Source organism: Streptomyces sp. NPDC057099 (genome assembly GCF_042671245.1).
In the GTDB taxonomy this organism is placed as follows: Bacteria; Actinomycetota; Actinomycetes; order Streptomycetales; family Streptomycetaceae; genus Streptomyces; species Streptomyces purpurascens.
Window position 1 is genome coordinate 1 of the sequence record NZ_JBHUTX010000010.1, and the last position, 17,969, is coordinate 17,969.

17 protein-coding genes are annotated in these 17,969 nt (G+C 71.7%); 8 read left to right on the forward strand and 9 right to left on the reverse strand.

Features of this window, described 5'->3' with window-relative positions; translation table 11 throughout:
- Window positions 1-62 precede the first annotated feature (62 nt).
- From ACFT4A_RS15950 to ACFT4A_RS15965, 4 genes are all read right to left on the reverse strand, one after another.
- The gene (locus ACFT4A_RS15950; protein ID WP_382830286.1) at window positions 63-1,283 is read right to left on the reverse strand and encodes an MFS transporter; all 1,221 of its coding nucleotides are present in this window, start codon (window positions 1,281-1,283) and stop codon (window positions 63-65) included.
- Between the two features lie 96 nt (window positions 1,284-1,379).
- Window positions 1,380-2,339, reverse strand: a complete 960-nt coding sequence (locus ACFT4A_RS15955) for an endonuclease/exonuclease/phosphatase family protein (RefSeq protein ID WP_382830729.1) — start codon at window positions 2,337-2,339, stop codon at window positions 1,380-1,382.
- A 268-nt stretch (window positions 2,340-2,607) separates the two neighbouring features.
- Window positions 2,608-3,270, reverse strand: a complete 663-nt coding sequence (locus tag ACFT4A_RS15960; protein WP_382830289.1) for a TetR/AcrR family transcriptional regulator — start codon at window positions 3,268-3,270, stop codon at window positions 2,608-2,610.
- Between the two features lie 46 nt (window positions 3,271-3,316).
- Complete coding sequence (locus tag ACFT4A_RS15965; RefSeq protein WP_382830291.1) at window positions 3,317-4,918, reverse strand: MFS transporter; 1,602 nt, start codon at window positions 4,916-4,918, stop codon at window positions 3,317-3,319.
- A 202-nt stretch (window positions 4,919-5,120) separates the two neighbouring features.
- On the opposite strand from ACFT4A_RS15965, the gene panB reads away from it, so the two are divergent.
- From panB to ACFT4A_RS15980, 3 genes are all read left to right on the forward strand, one after another.
- Window positions 5,121-5,972 (forward strand): 3-methyl-2-oxobutanoate hydroxymethyltransferase, encoded by an 852-nt coding sequence (gene panB / locus ACFT4A_RS15970; protein ID WP_382830294.1) that lies wholly within the window; start codon window positions 5,121-5,123, stop codon window positions 5,970-5,972.
- Window positions 5,973-6,103: 131 nt separating this feature from the next.
- Window positions 6,104-7,123, forward strand: a complete 1,020-nt coding sequence (locus tag ACFT4A_RS15975; RefSeq protein ID WP_382830297.1) for an ATP-binding cassette domain-containing protein — start codon at window positions 6,104-6,106, stop codon at window positions 7,121-7,123.
- The gene (locus ACFT4A_RS15980) at window positions 7,120-7,941 is read left to right on the forward strand and encodes an ABC transporter permease (RefSeq protein WP_382830299.1); all 822 of its coding nucleotides are present in this window, start codon (window positions 7,120-7,122) and stop codon (window positions 7,939-7,941) included. The genes ACFT4A_RS15975 and ACFT4A_RS15980 overlap by 4 nt, the downstream gene beginning before the upstream one ends.
- A gap of 47 nt (window positions 7,942-7,988) precedes the next feature.
- On the opposite strand, the gene ACFT4A_RS15985 is transcribed toward ACFT4A_RS15980, so the two are convergent.
- Both ACFT4A_RS15985 and ACFT4A_RS15990 read right to left on the reverse strand, forming a co-directional pair.
- Window positions 7,989-11,264 (reverse strand): BTAD domain-containing putative transcriptional regulator, encoded by a 3,276-nt coding sequence (locus ACFT4A_RS15985; protein ID WP_382830302.1) that lies wholly within the window; start codon window positions 11,262-11,264, stop codon window positions 7,989-7,991.
- A gap of 77 nt (window positions 11,265-11,341) precedes the next feature.
- Window positions 11,342-11,887 (reverse strand): DUF6578 domain-containing protein, encoded by a 546-nt coding sequence (locus ACFT4A_RS15990; RefSeq protein ID WP_382830304.1) that lies wholly within the window; start codon window positions 11,885-11,887, stop codon window positions 11,342-11,344.
- A 114-nt stretch (window positions 11,888-12,001) separates the two neighbouring features.
- On the opposite strand from ACFT4A_RS15990, the gene ACFT4A_RS15995 reads away from it, so the two are divergent.
- Window positions 12,002-12,802 carry a site-2 protease family protein gene (locus ACFT4A_RS15995; RefSeq protein WP_382830307.1) on the forward strand — a complete coding sequence of 267 codons (801 nt, stop codon included), beginning with the start codon at window positions 12,002-12,004 and terminating at the stop codon, window positions 12,800-12,802.
- Here ACFT4A_RS15995 and ACFT4A_RS16000 read toward each other — a convergent pair.
- Entirely contained in the window at window positions 12,792-12,998 is a 207-nt protein-coding gene (locus ACFT4A_RS16000) for a hypothetical protein (protein ID WP_382830309.1), read from the reverse strand. The genes ACFT4A_RS15995 and ACFT4A_RS16000 overlap by 11 nt on opposite strands.
- 83 nt (window positions 12,999-13,081) lie before the next feature.
- Complete coding sequence (gene npdG / locus ACFT4A_RS16005; protein ID WP_215121854.1) at window positions 13,082-13,801, reverse strand: NADPH-dependent F420 reductase; 720 nt, start codon at window positions 13,799-13,801, stop codon at window positions 13,082-13,084.
- 148 nt (window positions 13,802-13,949) lie between these two features.
- On the opposite strand from npdG, the gene ACFT4A_RS16010 reads away from it, so the two are divergent.
- Together ACFT4A_RS16010 and ACFT4A_RS16015 are read left to right on the forward strand one after the other, a co-directional pair.
- The gene (locus ACFT4A_RS16010) at window positions 13,950-14,558 is read left to right on the forward strand and encodes a hypothetical protein (RefSeq protein WP_382830312.1); all 609 of its coding nucleotides are present in this window, start codon (window positions 13,950-13,952) and stop codon (window positions 14,556-14,558) included.
- A 134-nt stretch (window positions 14,559-14,692) separates the two neighbouring features.
- Window positions 14,693-16,003: an MFS transporter gene (locus ACFT4A_RS16015; RefSeq protein WP_382830315.1), complete on the forward strand. Its 1,311-nt coding sequence runs from the start codon at window positions 14,693-14,695 to the stop codon at window positions 16,001-16,003.
- Here the strand turns inward: ACFT4A_RS16015 and ACFT4A_RS16020 are convergent, their stop codons facing one another.
- Window positions 16,004-16,234, reverse strand: coding sequence for a hypothetical protein (locus ACFT4A_RS16020; protein ID WP_382830318.1), 231 nt, complete (start codon window positions 16,232-16,234; stop codon window positions 16,004-16,006).
- Between the two features lie 58 nt (window positions 16,235-16,292).
- On the opposite strand from ACFT4A_RS16020, the gene map reads away from it, so the two are divergent.
- Window positions 16,293-17,150, forward strand: a complete 858-nt coding sequence (gene map, locus ACFT4A_RS16025) for a type I methionyl aminopeptidase (RefSeq protein WP_382830321.1) — start codon at window positions 16,293-16,295, stop codon at window positions 17,148-17,150.
- Window positions 17,151-17,307: 157 nt separating this feature from the next.
- Window positions 17,308-17,955, forward strand: coding sequence for a heme oxygenase (biliverdin-producing) (locus tag ACFT4A_RS16030; RefSeq protein WP_382830324.1), 648 nt, complete (start codon window positions 17,308-17,310; stop codon window positions 17,953-17,955).
- Window positions 17,956-17,969: the final 14 nt, after the last annotated feature.

The window sequence follows — 17,969 nt, forward strand, 5'->3', positions numbered from 1 at the left end:
CAGCCGTGGGACCAACCCCACGGGCCGCCGCCCGAGTCACAGCGCCGGCGTACCGGCGACCGTCAGTGGCGCACCGCCTCCGCCTCCTGCGGGACGTGGCTCGCCACGATCCGCTCGCGACCGCCGGTGACCGGGGCTCGGCGCCGGTCCACCGTGTACGCGAGCGCCGCCACGGCCAGGCCGAGGACGGCCAGGGCCGCGCCGGCCAGGGCCGGGGAGGTGACGCCGAAGCCCGCGGCCAGGGCGAGGCCGCCGATCCAGGCGCCGCCGGCATTGGCCAGGTTGAAGGCGGCCTGGTTGGCGGAGGAGGCCAGGGACGGGGCCGAGGAGGCCTTCTCCATGACCATCAGCTGGAGCGGGGAGCCGGTGGCGAAGGCCGCCATGCCGAGCAGGATCACGGCCACGGCCGCGGTCAGCTCCGTACGCATCAGCAGCGGGAAGAACGCCAGCACCACCACGAGGGACCCCAGGCCGCCGAAGAGCGTGCCCCGCAGGGAGTGGTCGGCCAGCCGACCGCCGAGCAGGTTGCCTGCGGTCGCGCCGACGCCGAACAGCGCCAGCAGCAGGGTCACGCTGGCACCGGCGTAGCCGGCGGCGTCCGTGAGCATCGGCGTGATGTAGCTGTACGCCGAGAAGAGGGCGCCGAAGCCGGCGACCGTGGTGCCGAGCGACAGCCAGACCGGGAGGGAGCGCAGGGCGGCGAGTTCGCCGCGCAGGCCCTGTGCGGTGGTGTGCTCGTGGTCGTGCGGGATCAGGAACGCGAGCGCGGCGATCGCCGCCAGGCCGATGGCACTGACGCCGAGGAAGGTCGCCCTCCAGCCGAGGTTCTGGCCCATGAGGGTCGCCACGGGCACGCCCGCGACGTTCGCGACCGTCAGGCCGAGGAACATCAGGGAGACCGAGCGCGCCTTGCGCTCGGGGGCGACCATGTTCGTCGCGACGACGGCGCCCACACCGAAGAAGGCGCCGTGCGGCAGACCGCTCAGGAAGCGGGCCGCCAGCAGCCAGCCGTTGTCGGGCGCGAGGGCCGACAGCGCGTTGCCCGCGACGAACAGTCCCATCAGGCTGATCAGGACCGTGCGGCGGGACATCCGGGCCGTGACCGCGGCCAGCAGGGGGGCGCCGATGACGACGCCCAGCGCGTACGCCGACACCAGATGGCCGGCGCTGGGTATCGAGATGTGCAGGTCGTCCGCGACATCGGGCAGCAGCCCCATCATCACGAACTCGGTGGTACCGATGCCGAAGGCGCCCACGGCGAGGGCGAGCAGGGCCAGGGGCATGAGGAAGCCTTTCGAGTCTTGCTGGGGGATCCGTACTTTGTATGTTCAAGTACGGAACAAAGTCTCTCAGGCCTGCTATTCCGCCTACGGCCGCACTCAGCCGTCTGTGGCGACCTTCACACGGGCGGCGATCGGCAGATGGTCACTGCCCGTCTCCGGGAGGGTCCAGGAGCTCTCCGGCTTCAGGCCCCTGACCATGATCTGGTCGATGCGGGCCATGGGGAACGACGCCGGCCAGCTGAACCCGAAGCCGTTGCCGGCCGCGCCCTGCGTGGAGCGCATCTGGGAGGTGACGGCGTTGAGCGCGCGGTCGTTCATGGTGCCGTTCAGGTCGCCGAGCAGCACGACGTTCTTCAGCGGCTCGTCGGAGATGGCCTCGCCCAGGAACTCCGCGCTCCGGTCGCGCTGCCGGGCCGTGAAGCCTGCCTCCATCTTGACGCGTACCGACGGCAGGTGGGCGACGTAGACGGCGACCTGTCCGGACGGGGCGGTCACGGTGGCGCGCATGGCCCGGGTCCAGCCCATGTCGAGGTCGACGGCCTTCACGCCGGTCAGGGGGTACTTGCTCCAGACCCCGACCGTGCCCTCCACCGAGTGGTAGCGGTAGGTCGACGCCAGCGCCTTCTCGTACGTCGGGACGGCGGATGCCGTCAGTTCCTCCAGGGCCACGATGTCCGCGCCGGAGGCGGCCACGTCACGGGCGGTGCCGGACGGGTCCGGGTTCTCGGCGTTGACGTTGTGCGTGGCGACGGTGAGGTCGCCGCCGGTGGCGGTCTTGTCGCTGAGCTGGCCGCCGAAGAGGTTCAGCCAGACCAGCGACGGCAGCAGCAGCGCGATCAGCGCGGTCGCGGACCTGCGGACCAGGGCGAGCACGAGCAGCACCGGGACGAGCAGCCCCAGCCAGGGCAGGAACGTCTCGATGAGGCTGCCCAGATTGCCGATGGCGTTGGGGATGTGCGAGTGCACCAGCATGACCACGGCCAGCAGCACCGCGCAGAGGGCCGTGAACAGACCGCGCCGCCACATCCTCGGGTCGCCCCGTCGGCCGCCCGCCATACGGTCGAACAGGCGGCGAAGCCGGTTTCCCCGGCGCTCGGGTCCCGAGCCGCCGTTGTCCGTCTCCGTCATGTACGCCTGCTGCGCCATACCGTCGCCTCACTGCCTGCCGTGCACACCATCGCCCCCGTGTCCATACGACCCTAGGGGATGATCCGTTCCGTTCCCGCCGTCCGTCGACGGCCGTACGGGGGCGAGGACGAGCGAGTCGGCGCGGCGAGTTCCGGTTACCCCCTGTGAAAGCGCCCTCTGTGACGAAACGCGCACACTAGGACGACAGCGGGACCGAACTGACGGACGGTGAGCCGTCGGGACGCCCGCCGGGGCGCAGCCCTTCGAGCAGTGTGTCGACGACCTGTTCGGCGAGGCCCTCGGGCAGGTCGGCGTCCGGGTGCAGGACGGCGCGCAGCAGCAGGGGGCCGACGAACAGGTCGTTGAGCAGGTCGAGGTCGACGTCCGTGCGCAGTTCGCCGTTCTCCTGGCCGCGGCGCAGGACCTCCAGACCGAGCCGGCGGCGCGGTGCGACGACGGTGGACTGGTACGCCGCCCAGATCTTCGGGCTGCTCTTCATCTGGGCGTGCGCGTTGTGCAGGATCGCCGAGGAGCGGCTGGCCACGCCGCGCCGCCGCACCTGCTCCAGCAGGACCACGAGGTCGTCCCGCATGGAGGTGCCGGGCAGCGGCGGGTCGGGGGGTTCGGCGGCGCGCAGGACGTCGACGAAGAGTTCCTCCTTGCCGCTCCAGCGGCGGTAGATGGTGGCCTTGCCGACCCCGGCGGTGCGGGCGACGCGCTCGATGGACAGCTCCGCGAGGGGCACGCCCTCCTCCAGGAGCCTCATCACGCCCTCGATGATGGCGCGTTCGACGGCCTCGCTTCTGGGGCGACCCCTCGGAGGGCCGTCGTTCGGGGGCTGCCGTTCGGCGAGGCTCACGTCGCTCCGTCCTTTGCTGACTGGTGGGGTGCATTGTCGCGCAGGGTCACGACCGCGTGTCCGACAACTCCTTCTCCTCCTCGCCCCGCTGGGGCGCCGGGGGCTTCCCGGGCAGGAACAGCGCCACGACGACCGCGCCGACGAGGGCGACGCCCGCGCCCCACAGGGCCGTGATGTGCATCGCGTGCAGGAACGCGTCGTAGGCGGGCGTGACGAGGGACTTGCCCTCGGGGCCGAGCTTCGCCGCGACGCCGAGCGTGGCCTCGATGGACTCGCCGGCGGTGTGGCGTACGGCGGGTGGCAGCGCGCCGAGCCTGTCCTCGATGCCGTTGCGGTACGCCGTGGACAGCACCGAGCCGAGGACGGCGATGCCGAGGGCGCCGCCGACCTGCCGGAAGGTGTTGCTGAGCGCGGAGGCCGAGCCGGCCTTCTCACGGGGCAGGGCCTGCATGATGACGACGCTGACCGGGGTCATGATGTGCGCCATGCCGGTGCCCATGAGGAAGAAGACGACCTCCAGGATCCAGATGGGCGTGTCCGCGTCCAGGGTGGCGAAGGCGGCCAGCATCGCGGCGATGAGCAGCATTCCGGCGGTCGTGGTGGCTTTGTTGCCGAAGCGGTCGACCAGCAGCCGGGCGCGTGGCGCGAAGATCATCTGGGCGGCGGCCAGCGGCAGCATCAACAGGCCGGTCTGCAGCGGCGAGTAGCCGCGCACGCTCTGTGTGTAGAAGACGGAGAAGAAGGTCACGCCCATCAGCGCGAAGAACACCAGCGCGATGGCGGTGATGGCGGACGAGAACACTTTGTTCTTGAAGTACGTGACGTCGATGGACGGGTGGTCGCTGCGCTTCTCGAACACCACGAAGGCGACGAGGACGGCGAGACCGGCGCCGATCGTGGACAGCACGGTGGCGTCGGTGAAGTCGGCGAGCTGGCCGCCCTTGATGATGCCGTAGACGAGCAGGACCAGGCCGACGACGGAGAGCACGACGCCGACGGGGTCGACACGGCCCGGCTTCGGGTCGCGGGAGTCGGGCACCAGCCACAGCATCAGCGCGAGGGCGAGCAGCACGATCGGCACGTTGATGAGGAAGACCGAGCCCCACCAGAAGTGGTCGAGGAGCACACCGCCGGTGATGGGTCCGATGGCGATGGCGAGGCCGACGCCGCCGGCCCAGATGCCGATGGCCTTCGGCTGCTCCTCGCGCTCGAAGACGTTCATCAGGACGGCGAGGGTGGCGGGCATGACGAACGCGGCACCCAGGCCCATCACGGCCCGGAAGGCGATCAGCTCCCCCGGCGAGCCGGAGAACGCGGCGAGCGCGGAGCCGATGCCGAACACGGCGAGGCCGCCGAGCAGCACCTTCTTGCGGCCCAGCCGGTCGCCGAGCAGCCCGGCGGTGAACAGCAGGCCCGCGAAGACGAGGGTGTAGGCGTTGATCGCCCACTCCAGCTCGCTCTGCGTGGCCCCCAGGCCGGTCGGGGCCGGGGTGGAGATCGTCTTGATGGCGACGTTCAGGATCGAGTTGTCGAGGACGACGATCAGCAGGCTCAGCATCAGCGCACCGAGGATCGCCCAGCGGCGCCGGTGCACCGCTTCCGGTATCCGGGGGCCGGTGGGGGCGGCGCGGTCGGCAGGAGTAGTCATGCCGTCGAGCGTAGAACCATTTCGATACGAGACCGTCTCGTATTGGAATACCCTTACCGAGCTCTTACTCGCACGGCCCCATGAGCCCGCCGGGCGGAACTCACAGGGCCTCCCCTAGCCCTGCTTGGCACGAGGTGCCACCATGGACGTGGTCCGGGGACGCCGTCAGGGCGCCTCGAGATGACGTGTGAGGAGCCGTGCAATGACGCAGCTTTCGGCTGCCCAGAGCGCCAAGACGCTGTACGGGGGCAAGGGAACCCGCCGTATCACCGTGCGCGACATCGCCGCCGCCAAGGAGCGCGGCGAGAAGTGGCCCATGCTCACCGCCTACGACGCGATGACCGCGTCCGTCTTCGACGAGGCCGGGATCCCGGTCATGCTCGTCGGCGACTCGGCGGGCAACTGCCACCTGGGGTACGAATCGACCGTGCCCGTCACCCTCGACGAGATGACCATGCTGTCCGCGGCGGTCGTACGGGGCACCTCGCGCGCCCTGATCGTCGGCGACCTGCCCTTCGGCTCCTACCAGGAGGGTCCGGTGCAGGCGCTGCGCTCGGCGACCCGGCTGGTGAAGGAGGCGGGCGTGCAGGCCGTGAAGCTGGAAGGGGGCGAGCGGTCGCACGAGCAGATCCGGCTGCTCGTCGACTCCGGCATCCCGGTCATGGCGCACATCGGCCTGACCCCGCAGTCCGTCAACGCGATGGGCTACCGCGTGCAGGGGCGGGGCGAGGAGGCGGCCCAGCAGTTGCTGCGGGACGCGAAGGCCGTGCAGGACGCGGGCGCGTTCGCGGTGGTGCTGGAGCTGGTCCCGGCGGAGCTGGCGGCCGAGGTGACGCGGACGCTGCAGATTGCGACGGTGGGGATCGGGGCCGGCCCCGAGTGCGACGCGCAGGTGCTGGTGTGGACCGACATGCTGGGTCTGACCGGCGGGCGCGTCCCCAAGTTCGTGAAGCAGTACGCCGACCTGCGTGAGGTCATGAGCGGTGCGGCGAAGGCGTTCGCCGAGGACGTCGTCGGCGGAACGTTCCCGCAGGAGGAGCACTCCGTCCACTAGAGCCACAGCGGTACCACGGACGGCCCGCCGACCTTCCCCCAGTCGGCGGGCCGTCCCCTTGTCGGGTTCCGTCGGCCGGCTGTAGGCGGCTTGTCGGTGGTTTGTCGGTGGGTCCTGAGACTGTCTGTCTCATGACGCGAATCGACACACAAGCCGACGGCGCCGCGGTCACCGTGCGGGGGCTGGTGAAGCACTACGGCGAGACCAAGGCACTGGACGGGGTGGACCTGGACGTGCGGGAGGGCACCGTCATGGGGGTGCTCGGTCCGAACGGGGCCGGCAAGACGACCCTGGTGCGGATCCTGTCCACGCTGCTCGCTCCCGACACGGGCCGGGCCACCGTCGTCGGCTACGACGTCGTACGGCAGCCCCGGCAGCTGCGCCGGGTGATCGGACTCACCGGGCAGTACGCCTCCGTGGACGAGAAGCTCTCGGGCTGGGAGAACCTCTACATGATCGGGCGGCTGCTCGATCTGCCCCGCAAGAGCTCACGGGCCCGGGCCGACGAACTGCTGGAGCGCTTCTCGCTCACCGAGGCCACCAAGCGGCCCGCGGCGACGTACTCCGGAGGCATGCGGCGGCGGCTGGACCTGGCCGCGTCGATGATCGGCCGGCCGGCCGTGCTCTTCCTGGACGAGCCGACCACCGGGCTCGACCCGCGCACCCGCAACGAGGTGTGGGACGAGGTCAAGCGCATGGTCGGCGACGGCGTCACCGTGCTGCTCACCACCCAGTACATGGAGGAGGCCGAGCAGCTCGCCACCGAGCTGACGGTCGTCGACCGCGGACAGGTCATCGCGGGCGGTGCCATCGAGGAGCTGAAGGCGAAGGTCGGCGGCCGCGCGCTGCGGATACGCCCGGCCGATCCGGTGCACCTGCGGCCCCTCGCCGCCGCGCTGGACGAGCTGGGGATCACCGGGCTCGCCACCACGACCGTGGACACCGACCGGGGTGACGTCCTCGTGCCGATCCTCAGCGACGAGCAGCTGACCGCCGTGGTCGGCGCGGTCACCTCGCGCGGCATCACGCTCTCCTCCATCACCACCGAACTGCCCAGCCTGGACGAGGTGTTCCTGTCCCTCACCGGCCACCGCGCCAGTGCGCCGCAGGACACCACGCCCGCCGACGACCGTCAGGAGGTCGCCGTATGAGCGCCGCCACCGCAGCCATCCACGAGGGCGAGGCGGACGCCCGTATCTCGCCGCGCGCCCATCTGCGCCACACCGGGGCCCTGGTGCGCCGCAATCTGCTGTGGATCCGCAAGGACCCGGAGTCGATGGCCGACGCGCTGCTGATGCCGGTCATCTTCACCCTGCTGTTCGTGTTCGTGTTCGGCGGCTCGATCGGGCAGGCGCTGGGCGGCGGGCAGGACCAGTACGTGCAGTACGTGATCCCCGGCATGATCGCGATGATGAGCATGACGCTCTCCCAGGGCGTCGGCACCGGCTTCAGCCAGGACTTCAACTCCGGTGTCATGGACCGCTTCCGGTCCCTGCCGATCGGCCGCGGCTCGGTGCTCTTCGCGAAGATCTCGGTGGAACTGCTGCGGATGCTGTTCGCGACCGCCGTGCTGATGATCGTCGCCGTCGCGGTCGGGTTCGAGATCACCAACTGGCCCGGACTGTTCGCGACCGTGGCCCTGTCCACGGCGTTCGCCTCGTCGATCATGTGGGTGTTCCTCACCCTGGGCGTGATCATGAAGAACGCGCAGTCCGTGCAGGCGATGGGCTTCCTGGTGCTGTTCCCGCTCCAGTTCGGCTCGTCGATCTTCGCCCCGACGACCTCGATGCCGGGCTGGCTGCAGGCCTTCACCGACTACAACCCGCTGTCCACGCTGGCGGACGCAGCGCGCGGGCTGATGGTCGGCGGGCCGGTCGCGCACGATCTGTGGGTGACGCTCGGCTGGTCGGTGGCGATCACGGCGGTGATGGCTCCGATCGCGATCCACAAGTTCCGCACGAAGAGCTGAGCGGACGGCCCGCGTTCGCGTCCGTCGCGTCGTTCGCGTCCTTCGCGTCAGACCAGGGCGGTGGCCTCCTCGGCGGAGAGGCCGCCGCCTTCCGCGTACGCGCTCTCGTACGCCCGGTCGCCGAGCACCGCCCGGGCCCGCCGCTCCGTCTGCTCGCGGATCTCGCGCTCCTGCCGCGCGGCGACATGGCCCGGCGGCAGGAGGCCGTCGGCGGCGCCCAGGCAGCGGGCCGCGTCGTGGGCGCGGTGCCCGCCGTCGAGGCCTGCCAGGGCTCCGGCCCCGATGGTCAGGTACACCGCCCGCATATGGGGGGCGATGAGCTGCGAGCGCGGGTCGGCGGCACGCTCCAGCGCCTTGCGGATGAGGTCCAGACACTCCGCGTGCCGCCCCTCCACGGCGTCCAGCCAGGCCTCGGCGCCGAGGATGAACGCGTCGAAGACGATGAAATGAGCGATGCGGAAGTCCTGGCGCAGCCGCCGCAGTTGCTCACGTGCCTCGGGCACCCGGTCCGTCAGGCCCAGCCGGACGGCCAGGAAGAGACGGGCGGCGGGCATGGCCTCGCTGATCGAGTCCTCGCGCTCGGCGATGACCTCGCGCAGCAGCCGCTCGCCGCGCTCCTCCTCGCCGGCCTCCAGCAGCGCGTTGCCGAGCCGGGCGGTGAGCACGGCCGTCTGGCCGTGCGCGCCGAGGTGTTCGGCGTGTGCGATGGCCGCCTCGTAGTCGGCGGCGGCCAGGGCGTAGGCGCCCCTGCGTTCATGGGTCTCTGCGCGTGCGGAGAGGGCCTCCGCGGTGCCCCAGGCGTCGCCGAGCCTCCGGTAGATCTCCAGCGACTCGTCGGCGTCCCGGGCGGCGTCGCCCGCCCAGTCGGTGCGGTTGGCGAGGAAGTTGGCCCGCATCTGGAGACCGGAGGCCAGCTCCCATTCGAAGCCGGGGGTCTCGCGGCAGGTGCGGATGGACGCTTCCATGACGACGCGCAGCCGGTCCATGTCGCCGGTCAGCATCACGGCGAAGAACCAGAGCAGGCCGGGGAGCCGGCAGGTCTGCGGGAGGCCGGGCTCGTAGGTCTCGGCGATCGTCTGCAGCTTCTGCTGGGCCCGCGGGGTCTGCCAGGCGTCCAGTTCGGTGTCCATGCAGGCGAGATGGGCCAGGTGGATCCCGCGCCGGGCCTCCTGGAGGACCTCGCCGGTCATCGGGGGCGGGGCGTCGGTGCAGCGCTGCCAGACCGGGGCGGCGCGGCGGACGGGCTCGGTGAAGGGGTCGGGGCCGAGGGCCATGACCTCGCGGCACCAGGTGCGGGCCTCGATGCGCAGGTCGCGCATCTGCCAGTACCAGACGAGGGACAGCGCCAGGCAGAGCGCTTCCTGCTCGTCGCGCAGGGCGACGGCGTGGCGCAGGGCGGTGCGCAGGTTCTCGTACTCCCGCTCCAGCCGGTGGATGGCGGCGAGCTGGCCCGGGCCGTGCAGCAACGGGTCGGTGAGGCGGGCGAGTTCGCGGAAGTACGTCAGATGGGCACGCTCGGCCTCGGCGCGCTGTCCGGGCTCGTCCAGCCGCTCGGCGGAGTACTCGGCGACGGTCTCCAGCAGCCGGTAGCGCATCTCGCCGTCGGCCGACTCGCGGGGCGGGGCGGCCACGACCAGGGAGCGGTCGACGAGCGAGCCGAGCGCCTCCAGGGCGACCGGCCCGCACACCGCCTCGGCGGCGGGGAGGTCGCAGCCGCCCGCGAACACCGACAGCCGCCGCAGGACGTCCCGTTCGTCCTCGTCGAGGAGGTCCCAGGACCAGTCGACGACGGCTCTGAGGGTCTGCTGGCGGGGCAGGACGGTGCGGCTGCCGGAGGTGAGCAGGCGGAAGCGGTCGTCGAGCCGGTCGGCGATCTGGCGGGGCGTGAGCATCCGCAGCCGGGCGGCGGCGAGTTCGATGGCCAGGGGCAGGCCGTCGAGACGTCGGCAGATCTCGGCGCACGCCTCGGGGTCGTCCTGGACGCGGAAGCCGGGCCGGGCCGCCGCGCCCCGGTCGGCGAACAGCCGCAGCGCGACCGGCTCGGGCAGCGGCTCCACGGGCCGCAGCAACTCCCCCGGTACGCCCAGGGGTTCACGGCTGGTGGCGAGGACGGTGAGGCCCGGGCAGCGCTCCAGCAGTTCCTCGGTGAGCCGGGCGGCGGCGTCGGAGACGTGCTCGCAGTTGTCGAGGATCAGCAGCATGCCGGGGCGGGAGCAGTGCTCGGCGAGCCGCTCGACGGGATCGTCGAGCCGGTCGGCCACGGCGGCGCGGATGCCCTCGGAGCCGGCGCCGTACAGCACGGTCTCGCGGGCGCCGACGGCGGTGAGTACGGCTTCCGGGACGGCTTCGGGGGCGTCGACCGGGGCGAGTTCGGCCAGCCAGACGCCGCCGGACATGGCGGGCCGTACGGTCTCGGCGGCCTCCTGCGACAGCCGTGTCTTGCCGGCCCCGCCGGGCCCGAGCAGCGTGACCAGCCGGGCGGTGGTGAGATCGCCGCGGATGGTCTCGATGTCGCTCTCGCGGCCGATGAAGGAGGTGAGCCGGGCCCGCAGGTTGCCGACGGGCCGGGGCTCGACGGCGGGCGCGGGGCTGTCCCCGAGGCTCAGCAACTCCGCGTGCAGGGACCGCAGTTCCGGCCCCGGGTCGGCACCCAGCCGGTCGGCGAGCAGCCTCCGGACCTCCTCGTAGGCGTCCAGGGCCTCCGCCGTGCGGCCGGCGTCGCGCAGGGCGCGCAGGCGCAGGGTCTGGAGGGGTTCGTCCAGGGGGTGGCCGTCGCACAGGGCGGTCAGCTCCGGCAGGGACTGCTCGGCCTGGCCGAGGGCGAGGGCGGCGGTGTGGCGGGCGCGCAGGACGTCCAGGCGGCGGGTGTCCCGGCGGGCCGCCTCGGCGGTGCGGTCGGGGAGGTCGGCGAGGGCCGGGCCGCGCCACAGGGCGAGGGCGTCGTCGAGGATCACGGCGGCCTTGGCGGGGTCCTCGTCGGCCAGGGCCCGCAGTCCCTCGCCGGCCAGCCGCTCGAACCGGTGCAGGTCGATGTCGTCAGGGGCGGCCGTGAGCCGGTACCCGCCCTCGGCGGAGGCGACCGCGTCCGCCCCGAGCGCCCGCCGCAACCGCCCGACCAGCGCCTGCAGCGCCGCCGGCCCGTCTGCGGGCGGGGCACCGTCCCACACCTCGTCGACGAGCAGCCCCACGGGCACGGTACGGCCGGCCCGCAGGGCGAGCACGGTCAGCAGCGCACGCAAACGCGCCCCGCCCACCGAAACGACCGTGCCGTCGGTGCGGAGCGCTTGCGTGGTGCCGAGGATGCGGTAGCGCACGGGGTCCATTGTCTCCGGTGGTACGAGAACGGGTCACGAGGTTTCTACGGCGCGGCGGGCGGCCTTGGCTGCGGAGCCACCCGGCCTCAGCCCCGACGCCGCCCAGCGCCCTTCGTCCTCGGTGGGGCCACGCCCATGCTCAGGGACTCCAGGGCCACCATCACCCCCGACTCCCTCCACCGACGCCCCTGCTCCGCGTCACCGTCGGCGAACCACTTCGGGCACTGCTCGACCGCCCTCAGACTCCGCTCCTCCGGGACCGGCTGCCAGGAGCGCGAGCCGGGTGGGTTCTCGACGTAACCCTGGGTGAGCACCCTCACGCCCCGTACCCGCCCGGCCATCTCAGGCCAGGACGCCCCGTGCCGCTCGACGGAGAGCAGCCCGACCGAGCGGGTAGCCCTCCGGGGCTGCCCGCCCAGTGCCACCGTCAGGCCCGACTCCTCCCGCACCACCCGGACGCCGCCCACGTGCTCCACCGGCCCGGCGACCTCGGTGAGCTCGTCCTGCCAGCCACCGCCGTACACGTCGGCCGGGTCCAGGAGCAGCGGCCAGCTCACCTCGTCCCCCACCGAGAACGGTGTGCCGCAGCACTCCATCTGCCAGTCCGCGTAGAACACGTGCCAGAGCCCCATGCCCCCACCCTCTCCGGAACCGACCGCCCCGCGCGAGACGTTTTCCCCGTGCGCCCGGTACGGTCGGGCAGTCCCATCGCGTGTCCGAAGAGTGCGAAGAGTGCAGGGAGCCCCATGACCACCGCCACCAGCCGCCACAGCGAGCGGCGGATCAGTCCCGTCTTCGTCGGGATCCTGGCCGTGACGGCGGTCACCGGGTGGGCGACCTGGACCGGTTTCGCGGAGCAGCCCGGCGTCGCCGTGTTCCTCTTCGTGACGGCGGCCTGGATCGTCTCCCTGTGTCTGCACGAGTACGCGCACGCGCGCACCGCCCTGCACAGCGGCGACATCTCGATCGGCGCCAAGGGCTATCTGACCCTGAACCCCTTGAAGTACACGCACGCCCTGCTCAGCATCGTGCTGCCGGTGATCTTCGTGATCATGGGCGGGATCGGCCTGCCCGGTGGCGCGGTGTTCATCGAGCGGGGGCGGATCCAGGGGCGCTGGAAGCACAGCCTCATCTCGGCCGCGGGTCCGCTGACGAACGTGCTGTTCGCGATCGTGTGCACGGCCCCGTTCTGGCTGGGCGCCCTGGACGGCGTGCCGACCGACTTCCGGTTCGCCCTGGCTTTCCTCGCCCTGCTCCAGGTGACGGCCGCGCTGCTGAACTTCCTGCCGGTGCCGGGCCTGGACGGCTACGGCGTCATCGAGCCGTGGCTGTCGTACAAGATCCGGCGCCAGGTGGAGCCGTTCGCGCCGTTCGGCCTGCTGTTCGTGTTCGCGCTGCTGTGGCTGCCCGCGGTGAACGGCGTGTTCTTCGACGTGATCGACACGATCCTGAAGTCTCTGAAGATCAGCGACTTCGAGACGTACTGCGGTCAGGAGCTGTACCGGTTCTGGCAGGGCGGCAACGAGTTCTGCTCGGTCAGCCCGTGACCGACTTCTGGGCCCTGGCGCGCTTCACGTAGTACCAGGTCATGTTCGACGACAGCCCGGCGAGCAGCACCCAGACGATCCCCAGCCAGCTGCCCTGCACGAAGGAGACCACGGCCGCGGCCACGGAGAGGACGCAGAAGATCGAGGCGTAGAGGGCGAGTCGCCGGGCCGGGTCGGGTGGGAGCAAGGGGGGCATGGCGGTCGGCTCCTGTCGGGGGACACTGCGGGTCATACGGTCACTGCTGGTGCCGTCCAGTGTCCCCCATCCACCTCAGCCGCTCACACGTCGGTGACGCGCAGCCCGGCGTGTGCCTTGTAGCGGCGGTTCACGGAGATCAGGTTCGCCACCAGCGACTCCACCTGGTGGGCGTTGCGCAGCCGCCCGGCGAAGATGCCGCGCATCCCGGGGATACGGCCGGCCAGCGCCTGGACGATCTCGACGTCGGCCCTGACCTCGCCGAGGACCATCACGTCGGTGTCGATCTGCTCGATCTCCGGGTCCTCGAGCAGCACGGCCGAGAGGTGGTGGAAGGCGGCCGTGACGCGGGAGTCCGGCAGCAGGGCGGCGGCCTGCTCGGCGGCGCTGCCCTCCTCTGGCTTGAGGGCGTAGGCGCCCTTCTTGTCGAAGCCGAGCGGGTTGACGCAGTCGACGACGAGCTTGCCGGACAGTTCCTCACGCAGGGATTCGAGGGTCTTGCCGTGGCCGTCCCACGGCACGGCGACGATCACGATGTCGCTGCGGCGCGCGGTCTCGGCGTTGTCGGCGCCCTCGATGCCGTGCCCGAGTTCCCCGGCCGCGGCCTGGGCGCGCTCGGCGGCCCGCGAGCCGATGATCACCTTCTGGCCGGCCCGGGCGAGCCGGTAGGCGAGGCCCTTGCCCTGGGGCCCGGTTCCGCCGAGCACACCGACGACGAGTCCGGAGACGTCGGGCAGGTCCCAGGGGTCCTTGGCGGGGGCCTTCTGGGCGTTGTCGGTGGCAGCACTGTCGGTAGAGGTCATGGCCCCGACTCTACGTCCGCGCCCGTGCGGCTGATGTCTCCCCCAGCCGTTCCCTCATGGCACGGGTGAGCGACCCAACTGCCCGGGCCGGGCGAATCCGTGGCGACTTCCTCCTCACCCGCGACCGGCTCGGGCAGGATGCGGTCGCATGGATGCGGTACGGGTCGCCTTGCTGCGGGAAGTGCTCGCCGGAACCGAGTGGCTGGGCTCCACGCGCCGGTTCGCCGGGGCGCTGCGGGGGTCGGTGGTGTCGCACGGGGGCGGGCTGCTGCTCGTCGGCACGCCGGAGTACGAGCCGTGGCATCTGGCGGCGCATCTGGTGGACGAGGCCGCGTGGTCGGGCACGCCGGAGCTGGCCCCGACGCTGGTACGGCACGACGCGCGCGCCTGCGACCCGGCGCATCTCGCGGTCGGCCTGGGACGGCTGGAGGCGGCCCGGCGGGGCGAGACGCTGCTGGTGGTGTCCCCCGAGGGACCCGGCCCCGCCGCGCCCCTCCTTGAACGGGTGTCCGACGCCCGCCGCGCCGGTGCGACGGTCCTGGCCCTCGGCCCCGCCGCGGGCGAACTGCCGGCGATGGCCCACGAGACCCTGGCCGTCCCCACCGGCTCGGAGCTGGACCTGGACACGGTCCAGCACCTGGTCAGCGCGGCAGCCGGCGAGAACGCCCTGCCGACCCCACGGGGCCGCCGCCGCTTCCGGGACAGGGTGTCGAGACTGGCGGAACACTTGACGGCGCCGCCTCCGGCCCGCTGGTGACGCCGCCGCAGCCGAGCAGCCGATCCTGATCAGCAGCCACAGCCAAGGCCCCACCCCCGGCCGCGGCCCTCTCCGGTACTCCGGTCCCGAAAAGCAGTTGTCCGTCGTCACCCCGACCCAGAGCATGGCCCTTCGTGACTGACGACTCCCCCGAACGCTCCCCCGGCCCGCGCGGCCTGCTCCCCGACCTGTCCCCCTGGAGGGCCTCCGCCGACTTCCGCCGGCTGTGGATCTCGGGGCTGATCTCCAACTTCGGGACGTTCCTGACGTTCGTCGCGCTGCCGGTGCAGTTGAAGGAGCTGACCGGGTCGGCCGCGGCGGTCGGGGCCATCGGGGCCGTGGAACTGGTGCCGCTGGTCGTGTTCGGGCTCTACGGCGGGGCTCTCGCCGACGCGTGGGACAAGCGGAAGCTGATCGTGTGGACGGAGGCGGGGCAGGGTCTGCTCAGCGTGGCGCTGCTGGCCAACGCGCTGCTTCCGCGGCCCGCCGTGTGGCCGCTGTACGTCGTCGCCGCCCTCTCCTCGGCGCTGGTGTCCGTGCAGCGTCCCGCGCTCGACTCGCTGTGGCCGCGGATCGTGGCCTACGACCACCTGCCGGCGGCGGCCTCCCTGAACTCGCTGCGCTGGACGGTCGGCGGCGTCGCGGGCCCGGCGCTGGCAGGAGTGGTGGTCGCCTACGCCGGTGTCGGCTGGGCGTACGGCGCCGACCTGGTCACCTTCGTCGTCTCCGTGCTGCTGGTCGTGCGCATCGCCGCCTCCCCGGCCTCCCACGAGGCGGTGAAGCCGTCGCTGCGGGCCATCGCCGAGGGCGCCCGGTACGCGTGGAGCCGCAAGGAACTCCTCGGGACCTACGCCGTCGACCTGGCCGCGATGTTCCTGGCGATGCCGCTCGCCGTGCTGCCGTTCCTCGCGGACGAGCTGGACGCGGAGTGGTCACTGGGGCTGATGTACGCGGCGCTCCCGGCGGGGGCCCTGGTGGTGAGCCTGACCAGCGGATGGACCTCGCGGGTTCACCGGCACGGCCGGATGGTGGTGCTGGCGGCCGCACTGTGGGGCCTGGCCATCGCGGGCGCCGGGGTCGTCGGCAACGTGTGGCTGGTGCTGCTGTTCCTGACCCTCGCCGGCGGCGCCGACATGGTCAGCGGCGTCTTCCGCGCGGCCATGTGGAACCAGACCATCCCGGACGAGCTGCGCGGCCGTCTCGCCGGGATCGAGCTGCTGTCGTACTCGGTCGGACCGACGGTCGGTCAGATGCGCAGCGGCGGTTTCGCGGCCTGGCTGGGGGTGCGGACGTCGGTCTGGTCCGGCGGGCTGCTGTGCGTGGGCGCGGTGGCACTGCTGACGGTGTGCCTGCCGAGGCTCACGACGTACGACGTGCGGAGCAACGAGCACGCGGTGCGGCTGCGCGAGAAGCGCGCAGCCGCCGCTCTGGCCGCCGAGGCGTGATCAGTTTTCGTCCCGGCCGCCCGCCGGTGCGTCGTGCCACTTGGGGTCGTTCTCCCACTGGAGGTTGCGCTCGCGGGCGGTCGCCATCGCGTGTTCGGCCTCCGGGCGGGAGGCGTACGGCCCGAAACGGTCCTTGTTGGGGCACTCCGGCCCCTCCTCGACCTTCTTGTGCTCCAGGCAGTAGTACCACTCACCCGGCTTGCCGACCGTGCGCTTCTTGAACAGGGCCATGACCAGCTCCTCTCGCCATCGACATGTTCCCCCATGGGCGCTGGTTAGACTCGCTGGCATGTCTGGCCAGTCGCTGCTCGCACCGGGGGAACTGTCCCCCACCCGTTCCGTGCCCGGAAACATCCGTCGCCCCGAGTACGTCGGCAAGCCCGCGCCGACGCCGTACACCGGACCGGAGGTGCAGACCCCCGAGACGATCGAGGCGATGCGCGTCGCCGGCCGGATCGCCGCCCGGGCGATGGCGGAGGCCGCGAAGCTGATCGCCCCCGGGGTGACCACGGACGAGCTGGACAAGGTGGCGCACGCGTACATGTGCGACCACGGCGCCTACCCCTCGACGCTGGGCTACCGCGGCTTCCCGAAGTCGCTGTGCAGCTCGGTCAACGAGGTCATCTGCCACGGCATCCCGGACTCCACCGTCCTGCGCGACGGCGACATCATCAACCTCGACGTGACGGCGTACATCGGCGGCGTGCACGGTGACAACAACGCGACGTACCTGGTGGGTGACGTCGACGAGGAGTCGCGGCTGCTGGTGGAGCGGACGCGGGAGTCGCTGAACCGCGCGATCAAGGCGGTCCGGCCGGGCCGGCAGATCAACATCATCGGCCGGGTCATCGAGTCGTACGCCAAGCGTTTCGGCTACGGGGTGGTCCGGGACTTCACCGGCCACGGCATCAACAGCTCGTTCCACTCGGGCCTGATCATCCCGCACTACGACAGCCCGCACGCGACGACCGTGATCCAGCCCGGGATGACGTTCACGATCGAGCCGATGCTGACGCTCGGGACGCACGAGTACGACATGTGGGACGACGGCTGGACGGTCGTCACGAAGGACCGCAAGCGGACGGCCCAGTTCGAGCACACGCTGGTGGTGACGGACACCGGCGCGGAGATCCTCACGCTGCCGTAGCACCCCACGCACCCCGTAGAAACGGCCCGCTCTCCTCGGAGGGCGGGCCTTTCGGTTGCCTCGGCAGGTTTTTACCGACACCGCGTCGGGAAGTTTACCGACAACAGGTCGGCAAGGCTATTGACTTAGGTTAGCCTAACCATAGAAAGTTTCGCCCATGGATTCCTTCTCGACCCTCATTCGGACCGCTTCCCGAGAGCAGCACGAGGAGGTCAGGGGCTCGACCTTCATGAGCGACCTGCTGGGGCGCAAACTGGGCGTCGACGCGTTCGCGCGCTACACGGAGCAGCTGTGGTTCGTGTACGGGGCGCTGGAGTCGGCGGCCGCGCGGCTGGCGGCGGACCCGGTGGCCGGCCCGTTCGTCCGCCCGGAGCTGTTCCGTATGGCCTCGCTGGAGCAGGACCTGGAGTATCTGCGCGGTCCCGGCTGGCGGTCGGGGATCAGCGCGCTGCCGGCCACGCTGGGGTACGCGGAGCGGGTCACCGAGTGTGCCCGCGACTGGCCGGCCGGCTATGTCGCCCACCACTACACCCGCTACCTCGGCGACCTCTCCGGCGGGCAGATCATCCGCGACACGGCCGAGAAGGCATGGGGTTTCCCGAAGAAGGGCGACGGCGTCCGCTTCTACGTCTTCGAGCAGATCTCCAACCCGGCCGCCTTCAAGCGGAGTTACAGCGCGCTGCTCGACGCGGTGCCCGGTGACGAGCTGGAGCGGCAGCGGGTCGTGGCCGAGTGCAAGCGGGCGTACGCGCTGAACAACGCGGTGTTCGAGGAGCTGGGCGCGGAGTTCCCGCTGACGGCGTAGGGCCGCGAGACCTC